Genomic DNA, 20,443 nt, shown 5'->3' with positions numbered 1-20,443 from the left:
GAGTCACGTCTGCGGGAAATCCTCCCTACGCAGGTCAGCGGATCCCCTCATCCATGAGCACGTACAAGAGACCAACGAGGGATCCACTGCTGACGATCTCGCGGCGGTCGATCATGCCCCGGATGTCCGCCAACGGGATCCACTCGATGCGGTCGGACTCGTTCTTCTCGGTTGGCGGACCGACGTATGCGGCCCCGTCGGCGCGGAACAGATGGTGCTGTGAGTCCGTGATCCCGTTCGCCGGTTCCGCGTAGATCAGCGGCTTCATCGACCCCGGTCGCCAGCCCGTCTCTTCCAGTACTTCACGCGCGGCAGCCTCAGCGGGAGTCTCCCCAACCTCGACAAGGCCCATGGGCAGTTCCCAAGCCCATGCGTCCGTGATGAAGCGGTGGCGCCACATCATCAGGATCTCTTGCCGGTCGTTGATCACAGCAGCCACGGCCAGGTGGCGAAGCTTGACGACGTGGTACTCCCACCGGCGTCCGTCCGGCTGCTCCACATCGGTCAACCACACGTTGACCCATGGGTTTTCGTAGATCGGACGTTCCCCGTGGATCTTCCACTGCATCGCTGCGGCCCTTCTCGATGGGCCCCTAGCATCGCAGAGCGGGGTCCGCTGAGGATCAGGTTCCGGCAAATTAACGTCAAACTGACGAATACCGTGCAGCTACTCCTCAAGCGTCTTGAGGATTTCGTCCCGCGTGTTCGCTCCCTCTTCCGTCAGCGGGAGTGCAGGTGCGAGGTGCGCCAACGACATAGGCGTCCCTGGCAGCCCGAGCGCTGGGCCGGCTGTGGGCCGTCAAGGGTCGCCCCCGGACCACCGGGGGCCCTGCTACACCCAGCTGTCCAGCCACATCCTGTTGCGCCACTCCTCGACCGGGATCGGTCTGCCCGTGTACAGCGGATAGAAGTAGATGAAGTTCCAGATGATCAGCAGTACCAGCACCCCGGCGCCGATCGCCCCGATCGCCCGCCGCCGTTCGTCCGAGCCCGGTGGCCCCAGGATCGCGCCGATCATCATCGCCACCGCCAGACACAGGTACGGCACGAACACGACCGCGTAGAACAGGAAGATCGTGCGCTCCTGGTAGTGCAGCCAGGGCACCCAGCCCGCCGCGATCGCGCCGGCGATCGCGCCCGCCCGCCAGTCGCGGCGGAACAGCCAGCGCCACAGGATGTAGCAGATCGCGAAACAGGCCGCCCACCACAGCAGCGGTGTGCCCAGCGCCAGAACCTCGCTGGCGCACTTGTCGGCGGTGCCCGCCGGGCACCCGCCGTGGCCCGCCTTCGGGTCCTCGTAGTAGTACGAGACCGGGCGGCCCAGCACGAGCCAGCTCCAGGCGTTGGACTCGTAGGTGTGCCCGGAGGTCAGCTCGACGTGGAAGTCGTAGACCCGGTTCTCGTAGTGCCACAGGCTGCGCCACCAGTCCGGGAACAGCCAGCTCCAGCTGCTGTCCTTCCCGTCCGTCGCCGCCCAGTTCCTGAAGTACCCCTTGTCCGTGACGATCCAGCCGGTCCAGGACGCGATGTACGTCACGATCGCCACGGGGACCGTCGAGACGAACGCGGGCACGAGGTCCTTCAGGAGGACCGCTTTGTACGGCTGCACCGCGCCGGCCGTCCGCCGCGAGCCCACGTCCCACAGCACAGTCATCACACAGAACACGGCCATCACCACGAGGCCGTTCCACTTGGTGCCCGCGGCAAGTCCCAGCATCACGCCCGCCGTCAGCCGCCACGGCCGCCAGCCGAGCCGCAGCCTCTCCGCGACCATCGCGTCCGGTCGCAGCACCCCGTCGGGATCCGTTGGCAGTGCCGCCGCGAGGCGCCGTCGCGCCCAGTCCCGGTCGATGACCAGACACCCGAAGGCGGCCAGCACGAAGAACGTCAGCACCTGGTCGAGCAGCGCCGTGCGGCTCATCACGAAGTGCAGCCCGTCGAAGGTGAGCAGCACGCCCGCCACACAGCCCAGGAACGTCGAGCGGAACAGCCGTCGGCCGATCCGGCAGAGCATCAGCACCGACAGCGTGCCGAGCACGGCGACCATGAAGCGCCAGCCGAAGGGCGTGAAGCCGATGAGCTGCTCGCCGAGGCCGATGACCCACTTGCCGACCGGTGGATGCACCACATAGCCGGGGTCGTCCGGGATCGGAACCGACGAGGGGTCCTTGAGGATCCGCGCGTCGACGTCCTTCGGCCAGCTGCCCTCGTACCCCTGATTGATCAGGGCCCAGGCGTCCTTGGCGTAGTACGTCTCGTCGAATATCACCGCCTTGGGCTTGCCGAGGTTCCAGAACCGCAGCACTCCCGCGACCAGCGCGACCAGCAGCGGACCGCCCCATGCGGCGAGCTTGAGTACCCACTCCGCGGCCACCGGAGGGATCCCGAACACCGGCCACAGCCGCCCGGACGGGCGGGTGTACGGCGGTACCAGGCGCTCACGCAGCCCGATCACGGGCTGCGGAACGTAGCCGAATCTGCGCAGCCGCTGCTGCCAGCCGGGCGGCTGTTGCTCGGCGGCCTTGCCCTGCAGGGTCTCTGGCGCGGTACTGGTCACCGCGCCATCGTAGGGAACGCGGCTGTGCGAGTCGTGCGGCCGGTCCTGCGAGGATGGCGTATGTGACTGGAACGCTGGTACTCGCAGGGACCCCCATCGGTGATGTCGCGGACGCGCCGCCCCGGCTCGCCGCCGAACTGGAGCGCGCCGACGTCGTGGCCGCGGAGGACACCAGGCGGCTGCGCAGGCTCACCCAGGCGCTCGGTGTGCACACCCGGGGGCGGGTCGTGTCGTATTTCGAGGGCAATGAGTCCGCCCGTACGCCCGAGCTGGTCGAGGCGCTCACCGGCGGGGCCCGGGTGCTGCTGGTCACCGACGCCGGCATGCCGTCCGTCTCCGACCCCGGCTACCGCCTGGTCGCCGCCGCCGTCGAGAAGGACATCAAGGTCACGGCGGTGCCCGGACCGTCCGCGGTGCTGACCGCGCTCGCCCTGTCCGGCCTGCCCGTGGACCGCTTCTGCTTCGAGGGATTCCTGCCGCGCAAGGCGGGCGAGCGGCTCGGCAGGCTGCGCGAGGTCGAGGGCGAGCGGCGCACCCTCGTCTACTTCGAGGCCCCGCACCGGCTCGACGACACGCTCGCCGCAATGGCGGAGGTGTTCGGCGCCGAACGGCGGGCCGCCGTCTGCCGCGAGCTGACCAAGACCTACGAGGAAGTGAAGCGCGGCGGTCTCGCCGAGCTGGCCGCGTGGGCCGCCGACGGCGTACGCGGGGAGATCACCGTCGTCGTCGAGGGCGCTCCCGAGGCGGGGCCCGGTGATCTCGACCCCGCCGAGCTGGTGCGCAGGGTGCGGGTGCGCGAGGAGGCGGGGGAGCGGCGCAAGGAGGCGATTGCGGCGGTCGCCGCCGAGGCGGGGGTACCCAAGCGCGAGGTGTTCGATGCCGTGGTGGCGGCAAAGAATGCGGACCGATCGGTTCCTGCGGACGGTAAAGGTCTATCGTGAAAGGCAAAGCGCAGACCGTGTCCTGAGCCTTTGTGCATGGGAAGGCCAAAGACCAGACCATTTCTCGACAGGCGCTGATGCGCTCCAGCCGGAACAGGCGTCCACTGGGTCAGTGGAAAGGAGCTGGCATGAGTGAGATCACAGGCACCGCCAAGGTCCATGAGGCGTACGCCTTTGCCTGCATGCGCTGTGGGCACGGCTGGGAGCAGTCCTACGAGATAGCACACCACATGGACGCCTCGGGCCAGGAATTCGTCGTCTACGTCGCCGACGGCGAGCGGGTGCCGTCCCCGCTCTCGAGCCCGACCTGCCTGAACTGCGGCGGGCATGTCGTACGGATCATGAGGGCCGGGCAGGTGTCATCGGTGCTGGACCTGATGGCGCATCCCACGCCGAAGCCCGCGGCGAAGACCGCGGCGGCAGCGGCGGTGAAGGAGGGCGAGCAGCCGGCGTCGGCCGAGCAGCCCCCGCCGGCCCGGTCCCACCACTGGCATCTCTCCGATCTCCTGCACCCCTTCCACCACCGGTGAGGCCAGGGGCGCGCGCCTCGTAGGATCGCGCCCATGAGTTCGAAGTCCACCCCACCGCCGCTGCCCGAGCCTCTCGGAGTGCCGGTCGCCGATTCGCACACCCACCTGGACATGCAGGAGGGCACCGTCGAGGAGGCGCTGGCCAGGGCCGCCGCGGTAGGGGTGACTGCCGTGGTCCAGGTGGGTTGCGACATCAAGGGTTCCCGCTGGGCCGCGGAGACGGCCGCCGCGCACGCGAGCGTGCATGCCGCCGTGGCCCTGCACCCCAATGAGGCCCCGCGCATCGTCCACGGAGATCCGGACGGCTGGTCGCGCCAGGGTGCGCGCGAGGGCGGCGGCGACGGGGGGCTCGACGACGCGCTCGCCGAGATCGACGCGCTGGCCGCACTGGAGCAGGTGCGCGCGGTCGGTGAGACGGGCCTGGACTACTTCCGTACGGGAGCCGAGGGCATGGCCGCCCAGGAGCGGTCCTTCCGCGCCCATATCGAGATCGCCAAGCGGCACGACAAGGCCCTGGTCATCCATGACCGCGAGGCACACGCCGATGTCCTGCGGATTCTCGCCGAGGAGGGCGCTCCCGAGCGCACCGTCTTCCACTGCTATTCGGGCGACGCGGAAATGGCCCGGGTGTGCGCGGCCGCGGGCTACTTCATGTCCTTCGCGGGCAATGTGACCTTCAAGAACGCCCAGCCGCTGCGCGATGCGCTGGCCGTTGCCCCGGAAGAACTCGTACTCGTCGAAACGGACGCGCCCTTTCTCACCCCGGCGCCCTACCGCGGACGGCCTAATGCGCCGTATCTCATTCCGGTCACGCTGCGCGCGATGGCGGCGGTGAAGGGTCTGCACGAGGACACCCTGGCCGCTGCGATCTCGGCCAACACAGCACGCGCATTTGGCTACTGAGCGATAGCGCAGGACGCCCGGCCGGCCGCACGGACGGCTCAGAGGCGGGGCTCGGCGCGGAGTAGCCTCACGACACTCCGTAGTCGAGTGGCTTTGGAGAGTGATCGTCACTCCGCTAGTGTCCCGGCCCGCAACGCCATCGAGCGGACCGGACCGGACCTTACGGAGCGTCGTGAGCAATTCGCAGGGCAGTCACCGTGCCGCGCGCGGCGGGCACCGCGCCGCCGCCAGGGCAGCGGATCCGTACGAAACGCCTGTGTACGACGGCTACGACCCGGGCGCGGCGGCGTACGAGGCCCGCGACCTCCGTGAGGCGGCGCCGCTGCCGCGCCAGAACCAGAGCCAGGCTCCCACTCTCCCCGCCGTTCCCCCTGTCGTCCCTGTTCCCACTCTCCCCGACGTCCCCGCGGTGAATGTGCCGGCGGGAGGCGGCGGCCGTGCCGAGGCCCGCCGCGCCGACCGCCGCCGCAGAGCCGGCCGGAAGCCCGACACCCTGCGCAGACTCCTCCCCCAAGTCCTCGTCGTCGCCTTCCTGGCCGGCGGCACGGCGGCCTTCGTCGCCAGCGACAAGGCGGTACGGCTGAGCGTCGACGGCGTACCGCACACGAGGCACACCTTCGCCGACGATGTGCGCGAGCTCCTGGAGGACGAGGGCCTCGAGGTCAGCGCGCACGACATCGTCGCCCCCGCCCCCGGCGCGGCCCTCGTCAGCGGCGACGAGATCGTCGTCCGCTACGGCCGTCCGCTCACCCTCACCCTGGACGGGCAGCGGCGCTGGGTGTGGACCACCGCCCGCACGGTCGACGACGCGCTGCACCAGCTCGGGGTGCGGGCCGAAGGCGCGTATCTGTCCACCTCCCGCTCCTCCGCGATCTCCCGGCAGGGCCTCGCGCTGGATGTGCGGACGGAGCGGACCGTCACCCTCATGGCCGACGGGCGCGAGCGCACCATCCGTACGAACGCGGCGACGGTGCACGAGGCGCTGGCCGAGGCAGGCATCGCGCTGCGCGGACAGGACACCACCTCCGTGCCGCCCACGAGCTTCCCCGGCGACGGCCAGACCATCACCGTCATGCGGATCACCAACAGCAGGGAGATCCGCGAGATGCCCATCGCCTTCACCGTCGACAAGACCCTCGACTCCTCGCTGTTCGCGGGCACCGAGGTCGTCGTACGGCAGGGCGAGCAGGGCGCGCGCCGCGTCACCTTCGCCCTGCGGACGGTCAACGGAGTCAGGCAGAAGCCGCGGAAGATCGACGACGAGGTGGTGCGGGAGCCCGTCACGCAGCTGGTGAAGGTCGGTACCAGGCCGCTGCCGTACTCGGTGCAGGGCGCGGACGGGCTGAACTGGGACTCACTGGCCGACTGCGAGTCGGGCGGGCGGCCGGGGGCGGTCGATCCGTCGGGGACGTACGGCGGGCTGTACCAGTTCGACACCGGGACCTGGCGGTCCCTGGGCGGCAGCGGCCGGCCGCAGGACGCCACCGCGGAGGAGCAGACGTACCGGGCGAAGAAGCTCTTCGCGAAGCGGGGGGCGAGTCCGTGGCCGCACTGCGGCCGTAGGCTGTATCGGTGAGCACCACTGAGCCCGACGCACTCCTCGGCCCCGCCGACATCCGTGAACTGGCCGCAGCGCTGGGCGTACGCCCCACCAAGCAGCGCGGGCAGAACTTCGTCATCGACGCCAATACGGTCCGCCGGATCGTACGGACGGCCGAGGTGCGGGGGGACGACGTGGTCGTCGAGGTCGGCCCCGGGCTCGGATCACTGACCCTGGCGCTGCTGGAGACGGCGGACCGGGTCATCGCCGTCGAGATCGACGATGTGCTCGCCGGTGCGCTGCCGTCGACGATCGCGGCCCGTCTGCCGAAGCGCGCCGACCACTTCGCGCTGGTGCACACCGACGCGATGCAGGTGCAGGAGCTGCCGGGCCCCGCGCCGACCGCGCTGGTCGCGAACCTTCCGTACAACGTGGCTGTGCCCGTCCTCCTCCATATGCTGGCCCGCTTCCCGACGATCGAGCGCACGCTGGTCATGGTCCAGGCGGAGGTCGCGGACCGGCTCGCGGCGCGGCCGGGCAACAAGGTGTACGGCGTCCCGTCGGTGAAGGCCAACTGGTACGCCGAGGTGAAGCGGGCGGGCTCGATCGGCCGCAACGTCTTCTGGCCCGCCCCGAATGTCGACTCGGGTCTGGTCTCGCTGGTGCGCCGCGACCCGCCGAAGACCACCGCCACCAGGGCAGAGGTCTTCGCGGCGGTCGACGCGGCGTTCGCGCAGCGGCGCAAGACGCTGCGGGCGGCGCTGGCGGGCTGGGCGGGTTCCCCGGCGGCGGCCGAGGCGGCGCTGGTCGCGGCGGGGATCTCGCCGCAGGCGCGCGGGGAGGCGCTGACGGTCGAGGAGTTCGCGCGGATCGCGGAGAACCGGGGGGCCGGTCAGTGAGTGTCACCGTACGAGTCCCGGCGAAGGTCAATGTGCAACTGGCGGTGGGCGGAGTCCGGTCCGACGGCTTCCACGACCTCGCCAATGTCTTTCTGGCGGTCGGCCTGTACGACGAGGTCACGGTGACGCCGGCCGAGTCGCTGCGGATCACGTGCTCCGGCCCGGACGCGCATCAGGTACCGCTCGACCGCACCAACCTGGCGGCCCGCGCGGCCGGACTCCTTGCCGCACGCCATGGCATCGACCCTGCCGTCCACATCCACATCGCCAAGGACATCCCGGTCGCGGGCGGCATGGCGGGCGGCAGCGCGGACGGCGCGGGGGCGCTGCTCGCGTGCGACGCGCTGTGGGGTACGGGCTCCTCCCGCGACGAACTCCTCGCGATCTGCGCCGAGTTGGGCAGCGATGTGCCGTTCAGTCTGGTGGGCGGTGCGGCGCTGGGCACCGGACGCGGAGAGCAGCTGACGGAGCTCGAGGTCGGCGGGGACTTCCACTGGGTGTTCGCGGTGGCGGACGGCGGTCTGTCCACGCCCGCGGTGTACCGGGAGTTCGACCGGCTGGCCGAGGGCTTGGACGTCCCCGCGCCGGTGGCCTCACCGGGCCTGCTGGACGCCCTGCGCACCGGCGATGCGTCGGCGCTGGCGGGCGCCCTGCTGAACGACCTCCAGCCGGCGGCCCTGTCCCTGCGCCCGTCCCTGGCCGACACGCTCGCGGCGGGCACGGCGGCGGGTGCGCTGGCGTCGCTGGTCTCGGGCTCGGGCCCGACGACGGCGTTCCTGACGAAGACCCCGGACGACGCGCAGCAGGTGGCCGAGGCGCTCCTGACCTCAGGCACCTGCCGCACGGCGAGGGTGGCGGGGTCCCCGGCGGGGGGCGCGCTGGTCGTCTAGGGCGGCTGGATTTCCCTACCCCGCTCCTTTGCAGGGGGCGGGGGCCTGCCCCGGGTTTCGGGAGTGGGGTACTCAGGCCACGGATGAGTATCTGAGCGCTCACGGAACCCGGTGGCCCCGCGGCACCGTATCCCCATGGGATCAAGCGTTCGCGAGCTCGCCGCTGCCACGCCCGGTACGCGGGACCGGTACATCGACCTGCTGCGGGTCGCCTCACTGGGGACCGTCGTCCTCGGGCACTGGCTGATGGCCGTCGTCACCGGCGACGGGGTGGACAATCTCCTCGCCGTCGTGCCCGAGCTGCAACTGCTCACCTGGGCGCTGCAGATCATGCCGGTCTTCTTCTTCGTCGGCGGCTTCTCGCACGCCCTCTCGTACCGCTCGCTGTCCCGCAGGACGGATGGTTCCGTCTACGCCGCCTTCCTGCGCGCCCGGCTCCAGCGGCTGCTGCGTCCCACCATGGTCTTCATCCTCGTCTGGGGCGCGGCCGCACTGATCGTCCAACTTCTCGGTGGGGGCGGTGAAACGACGGGGCTGACGGGCGTCGCGCTGCGGCTCGTCGCCCAGCCGCTCTGGTTCATCGGGATCTATCTGGCCATGGTCGCCTTCACACCGCCGCTGCTGAAGCTGCACGAGCGGTACGGCTGGGGAGCCTTCGGCGCGCTGGTCGCGGGCGCCTGCCTCGTCGACGGGCTGCGGTTCCTCGGTGGGGTGCCGTTCGTGGAGTTCCTGAACTTCGCCTTCGTCTGGCTGGCCGTGCACCAGCTCGGGTTCCTGCGTGCGGACGGGCGGATCCGGATGCCTTCGGCGCTGGCCGCGGCCGGGCTCGCCGGGGCCGCGGGGCTCGTCGCGTTCGGGCCGTACCCCCTGAGCATGGTCGGGATGCCCGGCGAGAAGGTCTCCAACATGGCCCCGCCCACCCTCGCCCTCCTCTGCCACGGGCTGTGGCTGGTCGGCGCGGTGGAGCTGCTCCGTACGCCCGGCACCCGTCTGGTGCAGCGGGCCCGGGTCTGGCGGGCCGTCGTCGCCGCCAACGGGATCGCGATGACCGCGTTCCTGTGGCATCTGACCGCCATGCTCGGGGTGTACGGCGCGATGCTCGCGCTCGACGTGCCGCTGCCCGCACCGGCGTCCGGCGCCTGGTGGGCACAGGTCCCGGTCCGTATCGCGGTGGCGGCCGCGCTGACCGCCGTACTCGTCGCCGCCTTCCGCAGCTTCGAGCGTCCGGCGGCTGTCCGCCCCGCGGCAGGCCCGGACGGGCCGGCGCCGGCGTCGCGCGCGGCGAGGGCGGCCTCGGGGTCCGGTCCCGCCGCGGCCCTCGGGATCGCGCTCTGCCTGTTCGGGGTGCTCGGTCTGTCCATGGTCGGCTTCGGCGGGATGCTGGAGGGCAAGTCAGCGATGCTGGTCGCCGTACGCGTCACCGCCCCCGTCGCCGTCACGATGGCGCTGGCCGGCTGGCTGCTGGTCGAGCGGGCGGGCCGCCACCGCTCCTGAGACGGGCGCGCGGACCGGGGCTTGCCCCGGTGGTCGATCGCCGCACGCCCCCGCCCCCCGCGGCGACTACTCTGGGACGTCGATCGTCCCCCCTGTCAGGAGAGAAATGGCCGTCAACCTCGTCAATGTCGAGGCAGTCAGCAAGGTGTACGGAACACGTGCCCTGCTCGACGGAGTCTCCCTCGGCGTGTCCGAGGGAGACCGCATCGGCGTCGTCGGCCGCAACGGCGACGGCAAGACGACCCTCATCCGGATGCTCGCCAAGCTGGAGGAGCCCGACTCCGGCCGGGTCACCCAGAGCGGCGGGCTGCGCCTCGGTGTGCTCACCCAGCACGACTCCCTCGACCCGGCGGCCACGGTCCGGCACGAGGTCATCGGGGACATGGCCGACCACGAGTGGGCGGGCAACGCCAAGATCCGCGACGTACTCACCGGGCTCTTCGGCGATCTGCACCTGCCGGGCTTCGAGCAGGGGCTGGACACGGTCATCGGGCCGTTGTCCGGCGGTGAGCGCCGCCGGATCGCGCTCGCCAAGCTGCTCATCGCCGAGCAGGACCTGATCGTCCTCGACGAGCCCACCAACCATCTCGACGTGGAGGGCATCGCCTGGCTGGCGAAGCATCTGCGGACGCGCCGTTCGGCGCTCGTCTGCGTCACCCACGACCGCTGGTTCCTCGACCAGGTCTGTACGCGGATGTGGGACGTCCAGCGCGGCGCGGTGCACGAGTACGAGGGCGGCTACAGCGACTACGTCTTCGCGCGCGCCGAGCGCGAGCGCATCGCGGCGACAGAGGAGTCCAAGCGGCAGAACCTGATGCGCAAGGAGCTGGCCTGGCTGCGGCGCGGTGCCCCGGCCCGTACCTCCAAGCCGCGCTACCGCATCGAGGCGGCCAACGAGCTGATCGCCGATGTGCCGCCGCCGCGCGACACCTCCGAGCTGATGAAGTTCGCCAATGCCCGCCTCGGCAAGACCGTCTTCGAGCTGGAGGACGTGACCGTCCAGGCCGGCCCGAAGGTGCTGCTGAAGCACCTCACCTGGCAGCTCGGCCCCGGCGACCGCATCGGCCTGGTCGGCGTCAACGGCGCGGGCAAGACCTCGCTGCTGCGCGCCCTGGCGCAGGCGGCCCGCAGCGACGGCGACGTACAGCCCGCGGCCGGGCGTGTCGTCGTCGGCAAGACCGTGAAGCTGGCCTACCTCTCCCAGGAGGTCGGTGAACTCGACCCGGCCCTGCGGGTGCTGGAGGCTGTGCAGCAGGTGCGGGACCGGGTCGACCTCGGCAAGGGCCGGGAGATGACCGCGGGTCAGCTGTGCGAGCAGTTCGGCTTCACCAAGGACAAGCAGTGGACGCCCGTCGGCGACCTCTCCGGCGGTGAGCGGCGCCGGCTCCAGATCCTGCGGCTGCTGATGGACGAGCCGAACGTCCTCTTCCTCGACGAGCCCACCAACGACCTCGACATCGAGACGCTGACCCAGCTGGAGGACCTGCTCGACGGCTGGCCGGGCTCGATGGTCGTCATCTCCCACGACCGTTTCTTCATCGAGCGGACGACGGACCGGACGTTCGCGCTGCTCGGCGACGCGACGCTGCGGATGCTGCCGCGCGGTATCGACGAGTATCTGGAGCGCAGGCAGCGGATGATCGAGTCCGCCGTTCCGGCGCCGGCACCCGCGCCCACCGCGAAGGAGAAGCCGGAGAAGTCGGCGGGCGACGTCCGCGCGGCGAAGAAGGAACTGCAGAAGATCGAGCGGCAGCTGAACAAGTGCTCCGACCGGGAAACCAGCCTGCACGCCCAAATCGCCGATAACGCCACGGACTTCGAGAAGGTGGCGAAACTGGACGCGGAGTTGCGTGAACTGATCGTCCAGCGCGATGAGTTGGAAATGCGTTGGCTGGAGCTCGCGGAAGACGCGTAGAGAAGCCGTGCAGGGCGCGTAACAACCGCATTACGGGCCGGTCCTCCCTTGGGAACAGGGGCGGACCGGCCCGTTGTTCGACTCCCCCCGAGTGATAGAAAGAAGTTCCGCTCGACTGACGTGACGCAGCGGAATCCATGTCCGAATCGCTCCGTTCCGGAGACACGTGCTCGCCGGAACAGCGGGGGAAGCCGACGGGCAGCGGACGGCACGAAGGGGGAAGTACTGATGACTCAGCCACCCGGCCAGCCGCCGGCGCAGGGAGGCTTCGGCGCTTCGTACGGCCCGCAGTACGGGGTTCCTCAACCGCCCGCACAGCCGCCGCAGATGCCACCGGTTCCGCAGATGCCGCCCACGCCGCCGTCCGGTGCGCCGCCCACGCTGACGCCCACGCCGCCGCCCGGTGCGCAGGTCCCGGGTGCGACGGCTCCCGGCGCATGAATATCCGCAGACGCCACCCGCTCGGCCCGGTGGCGGCTACTCCCAGCAGGCCTCCGGCCACGGCGTATGCGGACGGCCGGTTCTTCATCGCCAGCAGCTCGGTCAGTGCCGGAAACGACGCGGAGGAAAAGGAGACGAAGACGATGATGGCCTTCGGTAAGTAACCGCGCGTTCTGAGTCATTCGGACATCTCCACTCCTTCTTCCTATCTTCAGAGGTAAGCACGCCATGACGCAGCCGCCGAACCAGCCGCCCCAGCCGCCGAGTCAGCCCCCGCAGGGTGGCTACGGAGCTCCTCAGCCGCCCGCCCAGCCGCCGCAGATGCCGCCCACGCCGCCGCCCGGTGCGCCGGCCCCGGATGCGCCGGCTCCCGGTTACGGATATCCGCAGACGCCGCCCGCCCAGCCCGGTTACGGCTACCCCCAGCAGGCCCCCGGCCAGCCGGGTCCGTACGGGCAGCAGCCCGGTCCTTACGCCCAGCAGCCGGGGCCGTACGCCCAGCAGCCCGGTCCGTATGCCCAGCAGCAGGGTCCGTACAGCGGCTACCCCACCCAGCCGCAGTACCCCGGTGCGCCCACCCCGCCCGGTGGCGGCGGTGGCGGCTTCTTCAAGGGCAGGCCCGGCATCGTGATTGCCGCGGCCGTGGCCGGGCTGCTGGTGGTCGGCGGCGGAACCTGGTTCGCCCTCAGCGGTGACGGGAAGGACGAGAAGCCCGACGTCAGCAAGAGCAGCCCCGCCCCCAAGCCGACCGGCTCGGACACCGTCGACCAGGGCGACGGCGAAGGCACCGGCCGCGACGGCGAGGACGACCTCAACGCCGGGCGTCAGCCGGGCGAGGCCAAGGCCCTGTTCCTGCTGAAGAACGACGTCGACCTGCCGCGCAACGGCTCCGACGTCTTCGGCCCGTGGGTCGTCGGCGACACCGTCGTCAAGGCCATGTACCGGGAGGTCGCCGGGTACTCGGTGACCGACGGCAAGAAGAAGTGGAGCGTGCCGCTCGGCACCGAGGTGTGCTCCGCTCCGGTGCAGACCTCGACCGACGGCAAGATCGTCGTGGGGATCAAGAACGGCCTCACCGAAAAGGCCGACTGCCTCGATATGCAGATGATCGACCTCAAGACCGGCAAGGCCGGCTGGAAGAAGCCGATCCCCAAGAGCAGCGGCGCCTTCAGCTCGCTCTCCGACTTCACCCTGTCGATCAGCGGCAACACTCTCGCGGCGGGTGGCACGGGCAACTCCTACGGCTTCTCGGTGTCCGACGGAAAGCAGCTGTTCGGCAAGCCGGACGGCGACTGCAAGCCGTTCGCGTTCGCGGGTGGCCCCAAACTGATCGCCGCCGCGAGCTGCCCCACCTCGGACTACAAGAACCCCAAGCACCAGGTGCAGGAGGTCGATCCGGCCACCGGCAAGGCCAAGTGGACGTACAACACGCCCACCGGCTGGGAGATCGACAAGGTCTATTCGGTCAGCCCGCTGGTCATCAACATCGTCCAGCGTGAGAAGAAGACGCGGTCGATCATCGCGCTGACCGACAGCGGCAAGCTGCGCTCGCAGATCGACGGTGGCAAGGACAAGTACGCGACGCGCTGCGGTGGTTCGTTCGTGATCTTCGGCCAGAACCTGGAGGGCTGCACCGGCGTCGCCGCCGATGCGGGCACCTTCTACATGTCCACCGAGCCCGCCACGGTCCGCAGCCCCAACCACGTCGTGGCGTTCAGCCTCGACACCGGCAAGGAGAAGTGGCGTTCAGCCTCCGGCGGCGAGACGGGGATGACGCCTCTGGGCATGGAGGGCGGAAACGTTCTCGTCTACAAGGGCGCCTCGTACGACAAGGGCGGCGAGGTCGCCACGATCGCCCCGACCGGTGGTGCGCCCAAGACACTCCTCAAGCACCCGGTCTCGACCGCGGAGATCGAGAACTCCTTCTACTCCCCGAAGATGGCGTACGCGGAAGGCCGGTTCTTCCTGGCCAGCGGCCGCGTCAGTGCCTCGAACGACGCGGAGGAGAAGGAGACGAAGACCATGCTGGCCTTCGGCAAGTGACCGCGCTCCGAAGTCAGTCGGACACTCCCACTCGTTTCTCCTCCGCTCCTTCTCTCCTTCTCCCGAGGTAAGCACCCCATGACCCAGCCACCGCCGCCACCGCCGAACCAGCCCCCGGGGCAGCCCCCGCAGGGCGGGTTCGGCGCTCCCCAGAACCCTCCGCCGGGCGGATTCGGAGCCCCGACGCCGCCCCCGCAGGGACCGCCGCAAGGACCGCCGCAGGGCCCTCCGCCGGCGCAGCCCGGTTACGGCTACCCGCAGACGCCGCCGCCGGCCCAGCCCGGTTACGGCTACCCGCAGACGCCGCCGGCCCAGGCCGGATACGCCTACCCGCAGACGCCGCCCGGACAGCCGCCGCAGGGGCCGCCGCCCGGACAGCCCGGTTACGGCTATCCGACCCAGCCCATGCAGCCGCAGCCCCCGTACATGCCGCCCCAGCCCGGAGTCGGTGGCGGCGGTAGCGGCGGCGGTGGCGGCAAGAAGCTGAGCACGCAGATGCAGATCATCATCGCGGCGTCCCTCGCCGTGGTGCTGATCGTCGTCGGCGGCATCGTGTACGCCTCCAGCAGCGACAGCGGCAAGAAGGACGAGAGCAAGAGCAGCTCGGGCGGTACGTCCGGGGGCTCCGACGACGACGGCGGCGGCAAGGCCGCCGACGGTCCCGGCAAGGAGAAGGCGCCCGCGAACGTCAACTCCAAGGTGGCCTTCCAGCTGCCGGAGCCGCCGATGGAGGATCTCACGGCCGTTGTGGGCTCCTGGGTCACCGACAAGGCCTTCGTCAAGCCCGGCGTCAACTCGATCGTCGGCTACGACGTGGCCAAGGGCACCCCGCTGTGGACCACCAAGCTGCCCGGCCAGATCTGCGCCGCCTCGCGCCATGTCACCAAGGACAACAAGACGGCGATCGTCTTCGAGGCCGTCAAGCGGACCGGGCCGGAGTTCTACGAGCCGTGCACCGAGGTCGGCGTGATCGACCTGACCACCGGCGAACTGAAGTGGAGCAAGTCCGTCACGGGCGACGCCACCGGTGACGAAAAGGCCAGGTTCGACGAGGTCACCCTCAGCGGCAACACGGTGGCCGCGGGCGATCTCTCCGGCAGTGCGGCCTTCGACCTCACCACCGGAGCCGTCCGCTGGAAGCCCACGGTCGACGGCAACGAGTGCCGCGACATCGGGTACGGAGGTGGCGAGGCTCTCGTCGCCGTGCGCCGGTGCGGTTCGTCCGGCGACGAGACGGTGACCATCCAGCCGGTCAACCCCGACAGCGGCGCCCCGCTCTCCACGTTCAAGATGCCGCCCGGCGTCGACAGCGCGCGGGTCGTCTCCACCAAGCCGCTGGTCGTCGCCGCCGACGTCGGTCGCACGGGAACGTTCGGCATCTCGGACTTCTTCTCCATCGATGCCAAGACCGGAAAGCTGCGGGCCAAGATTTCGGCCCCCGGCGACAAGTACGAGGCGAGGTGCCCGGCCTCGGACAACGTCGAGGGCTGCGTGTTCGTGGTCGTCGGCAACGACCGGATCTACGTGCCGACGCTGGAGCACGCAGGCTCCGGCGAGCCCGGCACCCGGACCAACGAGATCATCTCCTTCGACCTCGCCACCGGCAAGGGCACCAGCGACCGGGCCGACGCCGGCCCCGGGTACAAGGCCCTTCCGCTGCGCATGGACGGCGGCAACCTGATCGTCTACAAGTGGCCCCCCTACAACAAGGGTGGCCAGGTCGTGAGCATCGACGGTGCCACGGCCAAGCAGACCGTGCTCATGCAGAACCCCTCCGACAAGACGATCCGTGCGGCGGAGACCAGCAGTACCGAGACCGGCGCCGAGTACCGCTACGCGGCCGGCCGGCTGTTCATCTCGCAGCACCTGATGAGCAAGCGGGATTCGGCCGCTACGGCCTTCAACAAGAAGTATCTCGCCATCGCTTTCAGCGTGGTCGACTGACCCCGGACGGCACACCCCACGGCCCGTGGCCCGTCACATTGGATCTCCGATGTGACGGGCCACGGTCGTAAGTAGCCCTGTTTGGCGAAGAATTCGGCATTCTGGGGGGCTTCTGCCGAGTTAGGGGCGCGCAATGTCGAACAAGCGTGTAGCTTGCCGGGGCAGGAGCCGGGGGGCCAGCTCCAGCGGGGATGGGGGTTGCTCGATGGGCGTGCGGCTCATGGTGGTCGACGACCACAGACTGCTCGCCGAGGCACTCGCCTCGGCCTTGAAACTGCGTGGGCACCGGGTGCTCGCGGCGGCCGCGCCCGCGGCCGGAGCGGCCGAGCTGGTGGTGGCCAGAGCGCCCGAGGTGTGCCTGCTGGGCACGGCGACGCCCGCGGAGCCGGGCGCCTTCGACCCGATCGTACGGATCAAGCGGGAGCGCCCTCAGGTGGCCGTGGTGGTCCTCGGCCCGGTGCCGAGCCCCCGCGGGATCGCCGCGGCCTTCGCGGCCGGTGCATCCGGTTACGTACGCCACGACGAGCGCATCGAGGGCGTCGAGCGGGCCATGGTCAAAGCGCGCGCGGGCGAGGCGGTGGTGGCGCCGCAGCTGCTGCAGGGCGCCTTCGCCGAGCTGCTCAACCCGGCCGCCCAGCCGGACGACGAAGGGCAGCGGCTGCTGCAACTGCTCACCCCGCGCGAGGTCGAGGTACTGGTCAGGGTCGCGGAGGGCGAGGACACCCGGCTGATCGCGGCCGGGATGGGGATCGCGCCGAGCACGGCCCGTACGCATGTGCAGCGGGTGCTGATGAAGCTGGGGGTGGGCTCCCGGCTGGAGGCGGCGGCGCTGGCCGCGCGCACCGGACTGCTGGACCGGGCGACGATCGTGACCGGGCCCGGACGGCCGGCAGCGGAGTAGCCGTCGCCGGAGCCGTCGGGCGCGGCTCCCGCCGATCAGATACGTCACCGTCAGCCTTTTCCCTGAGCTCTCGTCGTCCTCGTCGTCCTCGTCGTCCTGGTTGTCCTGGTCGTCGTGGTCGTGGTCGTGCTCGTTCTTGTCCTCGTCGGGATGTCGGTCTTGCTGTTCACCCATTGACGCTACTGTTGGCTTGTGATTTTTTGTGTGCGGTTCTGTTTGATGGGTGCGGTGAGGGAGCTTCACAGTGAAGAAGACGTCGACCCGGCTCGCCGACGGTCGTGAACTGCTCTACTACGACTCCCGGGACGACGCCGTACGCGACGCCGTCGACCGGCGGCCGCTCGATCCGATCTCCACCACCGCCGAGGTCCGCGGCGACCCGCTGCTCGGCGACGCGGTGGCCATCGCCTCGCACCGACAGGCCCGCACCTACCACCCACCGGCCGACGAATGTCCGCTCTGCCCCTCCCGGGACGGGCGGCTGAGCGAGATCCCGGCCGCCGACTACGACGTCGCCGTCTTCGAGAACCGCTTCCCGTCGCTGGCCGGCGACTCGGGCCGGTGCGAGGTCGTCTGCTTCACCTCCGACCACGACGCCTCGTTCGCCGACCTCACCGAGGACCGGGCGGGCCTGGTCCTCGAGGCGTGGACGGACCGCACCGCCGAGCTCGCCGAGCTCCCACAGGTGAAGCAGGTCTTCTGCTTCGAGAACCGGGGCGCCGAGATCGGGGTCACGCTGGGGCACCCGCACGGCCAGATCTACGCGTACCCCTTCGTGACCCCGCGCACCGAGCTGATGCTGCGCTCGGCGGGCGAGCACCGGGCGAGTACCGGCCGCAACCTCTTCGACGACCTCGTCGCACGCGAGCGGGCGGACGGGGTACGGGTCGTGCTGGAGGGCGAGCACTGGGTGGCCTTCGTGCCGTACGCGGCGCACTGGCCGTACGAGGTGCACCTCTACCCCCGGCGGCGGGTGCCGGATCTGCGGGCGCTGGACGACGCGGCGCGCACAGAGTTCCCACAGATCTATCTGGAACTGTTGAGGCGCTTCGACCGGATCTTCGGGGACGCCGAACCGCCGACGCCGTACATCGCGGCCTGGCACCAGGCGCCGTTCGTCGAGATGCGGGGCGTCAACCGGAGCGACTTCGGCCTCCATCTCGAGCTTTTCACCATTCGCCGCACTTCCGGCAAGCTGAAGTTCCTCGCGGGTTCCGAGTCCGGTATGAGCGTGTTCATCAATGACGTGCCGCCGGAAACCGCGGCAGAGCGACTGCGAGAGGTAGCGAGCGAGTGAGCAAGAAGTACATGGTCACGGGCGGCGCGGGGTATGTCGGCAGCGTGGTTGCCCAGCATCTGCTGGAGGCCGGGCACCGAGTGACCGTGCTCGACGATCTCTCCACCGGGTTCCGGGAGGGGGTGCCGGCGGGCGCGGAGTTCATCGAGGGCCGGATCCAGGACGCTGAGAAGTGGCTGGACTCCTCGTACGACGGGGTGCTGCACTTCGCGGCGTTCTCGCAGGTCGGCGAGTCCGTCGTGAAGCCGGAGAAGTACTGGGCGAACAATGTCGGCGGGACGATGGAGCTGCTCGCCGCGATGCGGTCCGCGGGGGTGCGAAGGCTCGTCTTCTCCTCCACCGCGGCGACGTACGGAGAGCCCGTCTCGACCCCGATCACCGAGGCCGACCCGACCGCCCCCACCAGCCCCTACGGCGCGTCCAAGCTCGCGGTCGACCACCTGATCACGGGCGAGGCGACCGCGCACGGTCTCGCGGCGGTCTCCCTCCGGTACTTCAACGTGGCGGGCGCGTACGGGAATTACGGGGAGCGCCACGACCCGGAGTCGCACCTCATCCCGCTGGTGCTGCAGGTCGCCCTCGGCAAGCGGGCGTCGATCTCGGTGTACGGGGACGACTACCCGACCCCGGACGGCACCTGCGTACGCGACTACATCCATGTCGCGGATCTGGCGGAAGCCCATCTGCTCGCGCTGGACGCGGCGAGGTCCGGCGAGCACCTGATCTGCAATCTCGGCAACGGCAACGGATTCTCGGTCCGCGAGGTCATCGAGACCGTCCGCAAGGTCACGGGGCACCCGGTCCCGGAGGTCATGGCCGCGCGCCGCGGCGGCGACCCGGCGGTGCTGGTCGCCTCGGCGGCGACCGCCCAGGAACGCCTGGGCTGGCACCCGAGCCGCGCCGACCTGGCAGGCATCGTGGCGGACGCCTGGGCCTTTGCCCGTGGGAGGGGAAGCGCGTCATGAGCCAGGGTGTGTGGGCGGCCCCCGGTCGGGTGAACCTGATCGGTGAGCACACCGACTACAACGACGGTTTCGTGATGCCCTTCGCGCTGCCGCACACCACTGTCGCGACCGTGGCGCGCCGGAACGACGGCGTGCTGCGGCTCCACACGGCGGACACGGCGGACACGGCGGGCGCGGCGGGCGGCGCGGTCGAACTGCGCATCGACGAACTCGCGCCGGGGCGGGGTCCGGGCGGCTGGACGGACTACCCGGCGGGGGTCGTGTGGGCGCTGCGGGACGCGGGGCACGCGGTGGGCGGCGCGGACGTCCACTTCGAGTCGACGGTCCCGGCGGGCGCGGGACTCTCGTCGTCCGCCGCGCTGGAGGTCGTCACCGCCCTCGCCCTGAACGACCTGTACGAACTGGGCCTGGAGCGGTGGCGGATGGCCCGGCTGTGCCAGCGCGCCGAGAACGTCTACGTCGGCGCCCCCACCGGGATCATGGACCAGACGGCCTCGGCATGCTGCACCGCGGGCCACGCGCTGTATCTGGACACCCGGGATCTCTCGCAGCGCCAGATCCCCTTCGACCTGGCGGCGCTCGGTCTGGAACTCCTGGTCGTCGACACCCGGGTCAAGCACGCGCACAGCGAGGGCGAGTACGGCAAGCGCCGCGCGGGCTGCGAGGCGGGAGCGGCGGCGCTGGGGGTGCCGGCGCTGCGGGACATCCCGTACGCGGACCTGCCGGCGGCTCTGTCCCGGCTGGACGACCCGGAGGTACGCGCTCTGGTACGCCACATCGTGACGGAGAACCACCGGGTGGAGCGAGTGATCGCCCTCCTCGAGGCGGGCGAGGTCCCGGCGATCGGCCCGGTCCTCACGGAGGGGCACGCCTCGCTGCGGGACGACTTCCGGGTCTCCTGCCCGGAGCTGGACCTGGTGGTCGACGCGGCCCTGTCGGCGGGCGCACTGGGCGCGAGGATGACGGGCGGCGGCTTCGGCGGCTCGGCGATCGTCCTGACGGACGTGTCGACGGCCCCGACCGTGACGAAGTCGATCGAGGAGGCATTCGCGTCCGGATCCCACGCGGACCCACGCATCTTCCCGGCCACCCCGTCCAAGGGCGCAACGCGCCTGTCCTGAGGGGGTGCTCACTCCGGCAGTGCTCATGCCCCCGCGAGGTCGCCGGAGCTGCCGCACGTCTC

General features: G+C 70.5%; 17 protein-coding genes. 15 read left to right on the top strand and 2 right to left on the bottom strand.

Features of this window, described 5'->3' with window-relative positions; genetic code table 11:
* Positions 1-34: 34 nt before the first annotated feature.
* Entirely contained in the window at positions 35-568 is a 534-nt protein-coding gene (locus tag OG883_RS28240) for an NUDIX hydrolase (protein WP_266546387.1), read from the bottom strand.
* A gap of 264 nt (positions 569-832) precedes the next feature.
* Positions 833-2,557 (bottom strand): dolichyl-phosphate-mannose--protein mannosyltransferase, encoded by a 1,725-nt coding sequence (locus tag OG883_RS28235; protein ID WP_266546384.1) that lies wholly within the window; start codon positions 2,555-2,557, stop codon positions 833-835.
* 53 nt (positions 2,558-2,610) lie between these two features.
* On the opposite strand from OG883_RS28235, the gene rsmI reads away from it, so the two are divergent.
* From rsmI to galK, 15 genes are all read left to right on the top strand, one after another.
* Entirely contained in the window at positions 2,611-3,498 is an 888-nt protein-coding gene (gene rsmI / locus OG883_RS28230) for a 16S rRNA (cytidine(1402)-2'-O)-methyltransferase (protein WP_266546381.1), read from the top strand.
* A 128-nt stretch (positions 3,499-3,626) separates the two neighbouring features.
* Positions 3,627-4,028 carry a hypothetical protein gene (locus OG883_RS28225; protein WP_266546378.1) on the top strand — a complete coding sequence of 134 codons (402 nt, stop codon included), beginning with the start codon at positions 3,627-3,629 and terminating at the stop codon, positions 4,026-4,028.
* A gap of 33 nt (positions 4,029-4,061) precedes the next feature.
* Positions 4,062-4,931: a TatD family hydrolase gene (locus OG883_RS28220; protein ID WP_266546375.1), complete on the top strand. Its 870-nt coding sequence runs from the start codon at positions 4,062-4,064 to the stop codon at positions 4,929-4,931.
* Between the two features lie 172 nt (positions 4,932-5,103).
* Complete coding sequence (locus OG883_RS28215; protein ID WP_323180997.1) at positions 5,104-6,507, top strand: ubiquitin-like domain-containing protein; 1,404 nt, start codon at positions 5,104-5,106, stop codon at positions 6,505-6,507.
* On the top strand, positions 6,504-7,370 hold the full coding sequence (gene rsmA, locus OG883_RS28210; RefSeq protein WP_266546372.1) for a 16S rRNA (adenine(1518)-N(6)/adenine(1519)-N(6))-dimethyltransferase RsmA: 867 nt from the start codon (positions 6,504-6,506) through the stop codon (positions 7,368-7,370). The genes OG883_RS28215 and rsmA overlap by 4 nt, the downstream gene beginning before the upstream one ends.
* The gene (locus OG883_RS28205) at positions 7,367-8,260 is read left to right on the top strand and encodes a 4-(cytidine 5'-diphospho)-2-C-methyl-D-erythritol kinase (RefSeq protein WP_266546370.1); all 894 of its coding nucleotides are present in this window, start codon (positions 7,367-7,369) and stop codon (positions 8,258-8,260) included. The genes rsmA and OG883_RS28205 overlap by 4 nt, the downstream gene beginning before the upstream one ends.
* Before the next feature lie 135 nt (positions 8,261-8,395).
* Complete coding sequence (locus tag OG883_RS28200) at positions 8,396-9,754, top strand: acyltransferase (RefSeq protein ID WP_266546368.1); 1,359 nt, start codon at positions 8,396-8,398, stop codon at positions 9,752-9,754.
* Positions 9,755-9,860: 106 nt separating this feature from the next.
* A complete protein-coding gene (locus OG883_RS28195) occupies positions 9,861-11,669 on the top strand; it encodes an ABC-F family ATP-binding cassette domain-containing protein (protein ID WP_266546365.1) in 1,809 nt (602 codons plus the stop codon).
* A 437-nt stretch (positions 11,670-12,106) separates the two neighbouring features.
* Positions 12,107-12,274, top strand: a complete 168-nt coding sequence (locus tag OG883_RS28190; RefSeq protein WP_266546362.1) for a hypothetical protein — start codon at positions 12,107-12,109, stop codon at positions 12,272-12,274.
* A 64-nt stretch (positions 12,275-12,338) separates the two neighbouring features.
* A complete protein-coding gene (locus tag OG883_RS28185) occupies positions 12,339-14,153 on the top strand; it encodes a PQQ-binding-like beta-propeller repeat protein (RefSeq protein ID WP_266546359.1) in 1,815 nt (604 codons plus the stop codon).
* A 78-nt stretch (positions 14,154-14,231) separates the two neighbouring features.
* Positions 14,232-16,097, top strand: a complete 1,866-nt coding sequence (locus tag OG883_RS28180; RefSeq protein WP_266546356.1) for a PQQ-binding-like beta-propeller repeat protein — start codon at positions 14,232-14,234, stop codon at positions 16,095-16,097.
* 205 nt (positions 16,098-16,302) lie between these two features.
* On the top strand, positions 16,303-16,998 hold the full coding sequence (locus OG883_RS28175) for a LuxR C-terminal-related transcriptional regulator (protein WP_266546353.1): 696 nt from the start codon (positions 16,303-16,305) through the stop codon (positions 16,996-16,998).
* Between the two features lie 244 nt (positions 16,999-17,242).
* The gene (gene galT / locus OG883_RS28170) at positions 17,243-18,295 is read left to right on the top strand and encodes a galactose-1-phosphate uridylyltransferase (protein ID WP_266546351.1); all 1,053 of its coding nucleotides are present in this window, start codon (positions 17,243-17,245) and stop codon (positions 18,293-18,295) included.
* A gap of 11 nt (positions 18,296-18,306) precedes the next feature.
* A complete protein-coding gene (galE, locus tag OG883_RS28165; RefSeq protein ID WP_266549518.1) occupies positions 18,307-19,260 on the top strand; it encodes a UDP-glucose 4-epimerase GalE in 954 nt (317 codons plus the stop codon).
* A complete protein-coding gene (gene galK / locus OG883_RS28160) occupies positions 19,257-20,381 on the top strand; it encodes a galactokinase (protein WP_266546348.1) in 1,125 nt (374 codons plus the stop codon). Before galE ends, galK begins: the two co-directional genes overlap by 4 nt.
* The last annotated feature ends 62 nt before the right edge of the window (positions 20,382-20,443 follow it).

The organism is Streptomyces sp. NBC_01142 (assembly GCF_026341125.1).
GTDB lineage: Bacteria > Actinomycetota > Actinomycetes > Streptomycetales > Streptomycetaceae > Streptomyces.
This window is presented reverse-complemented; position numbering and strand designations above follow the sequence as displayed.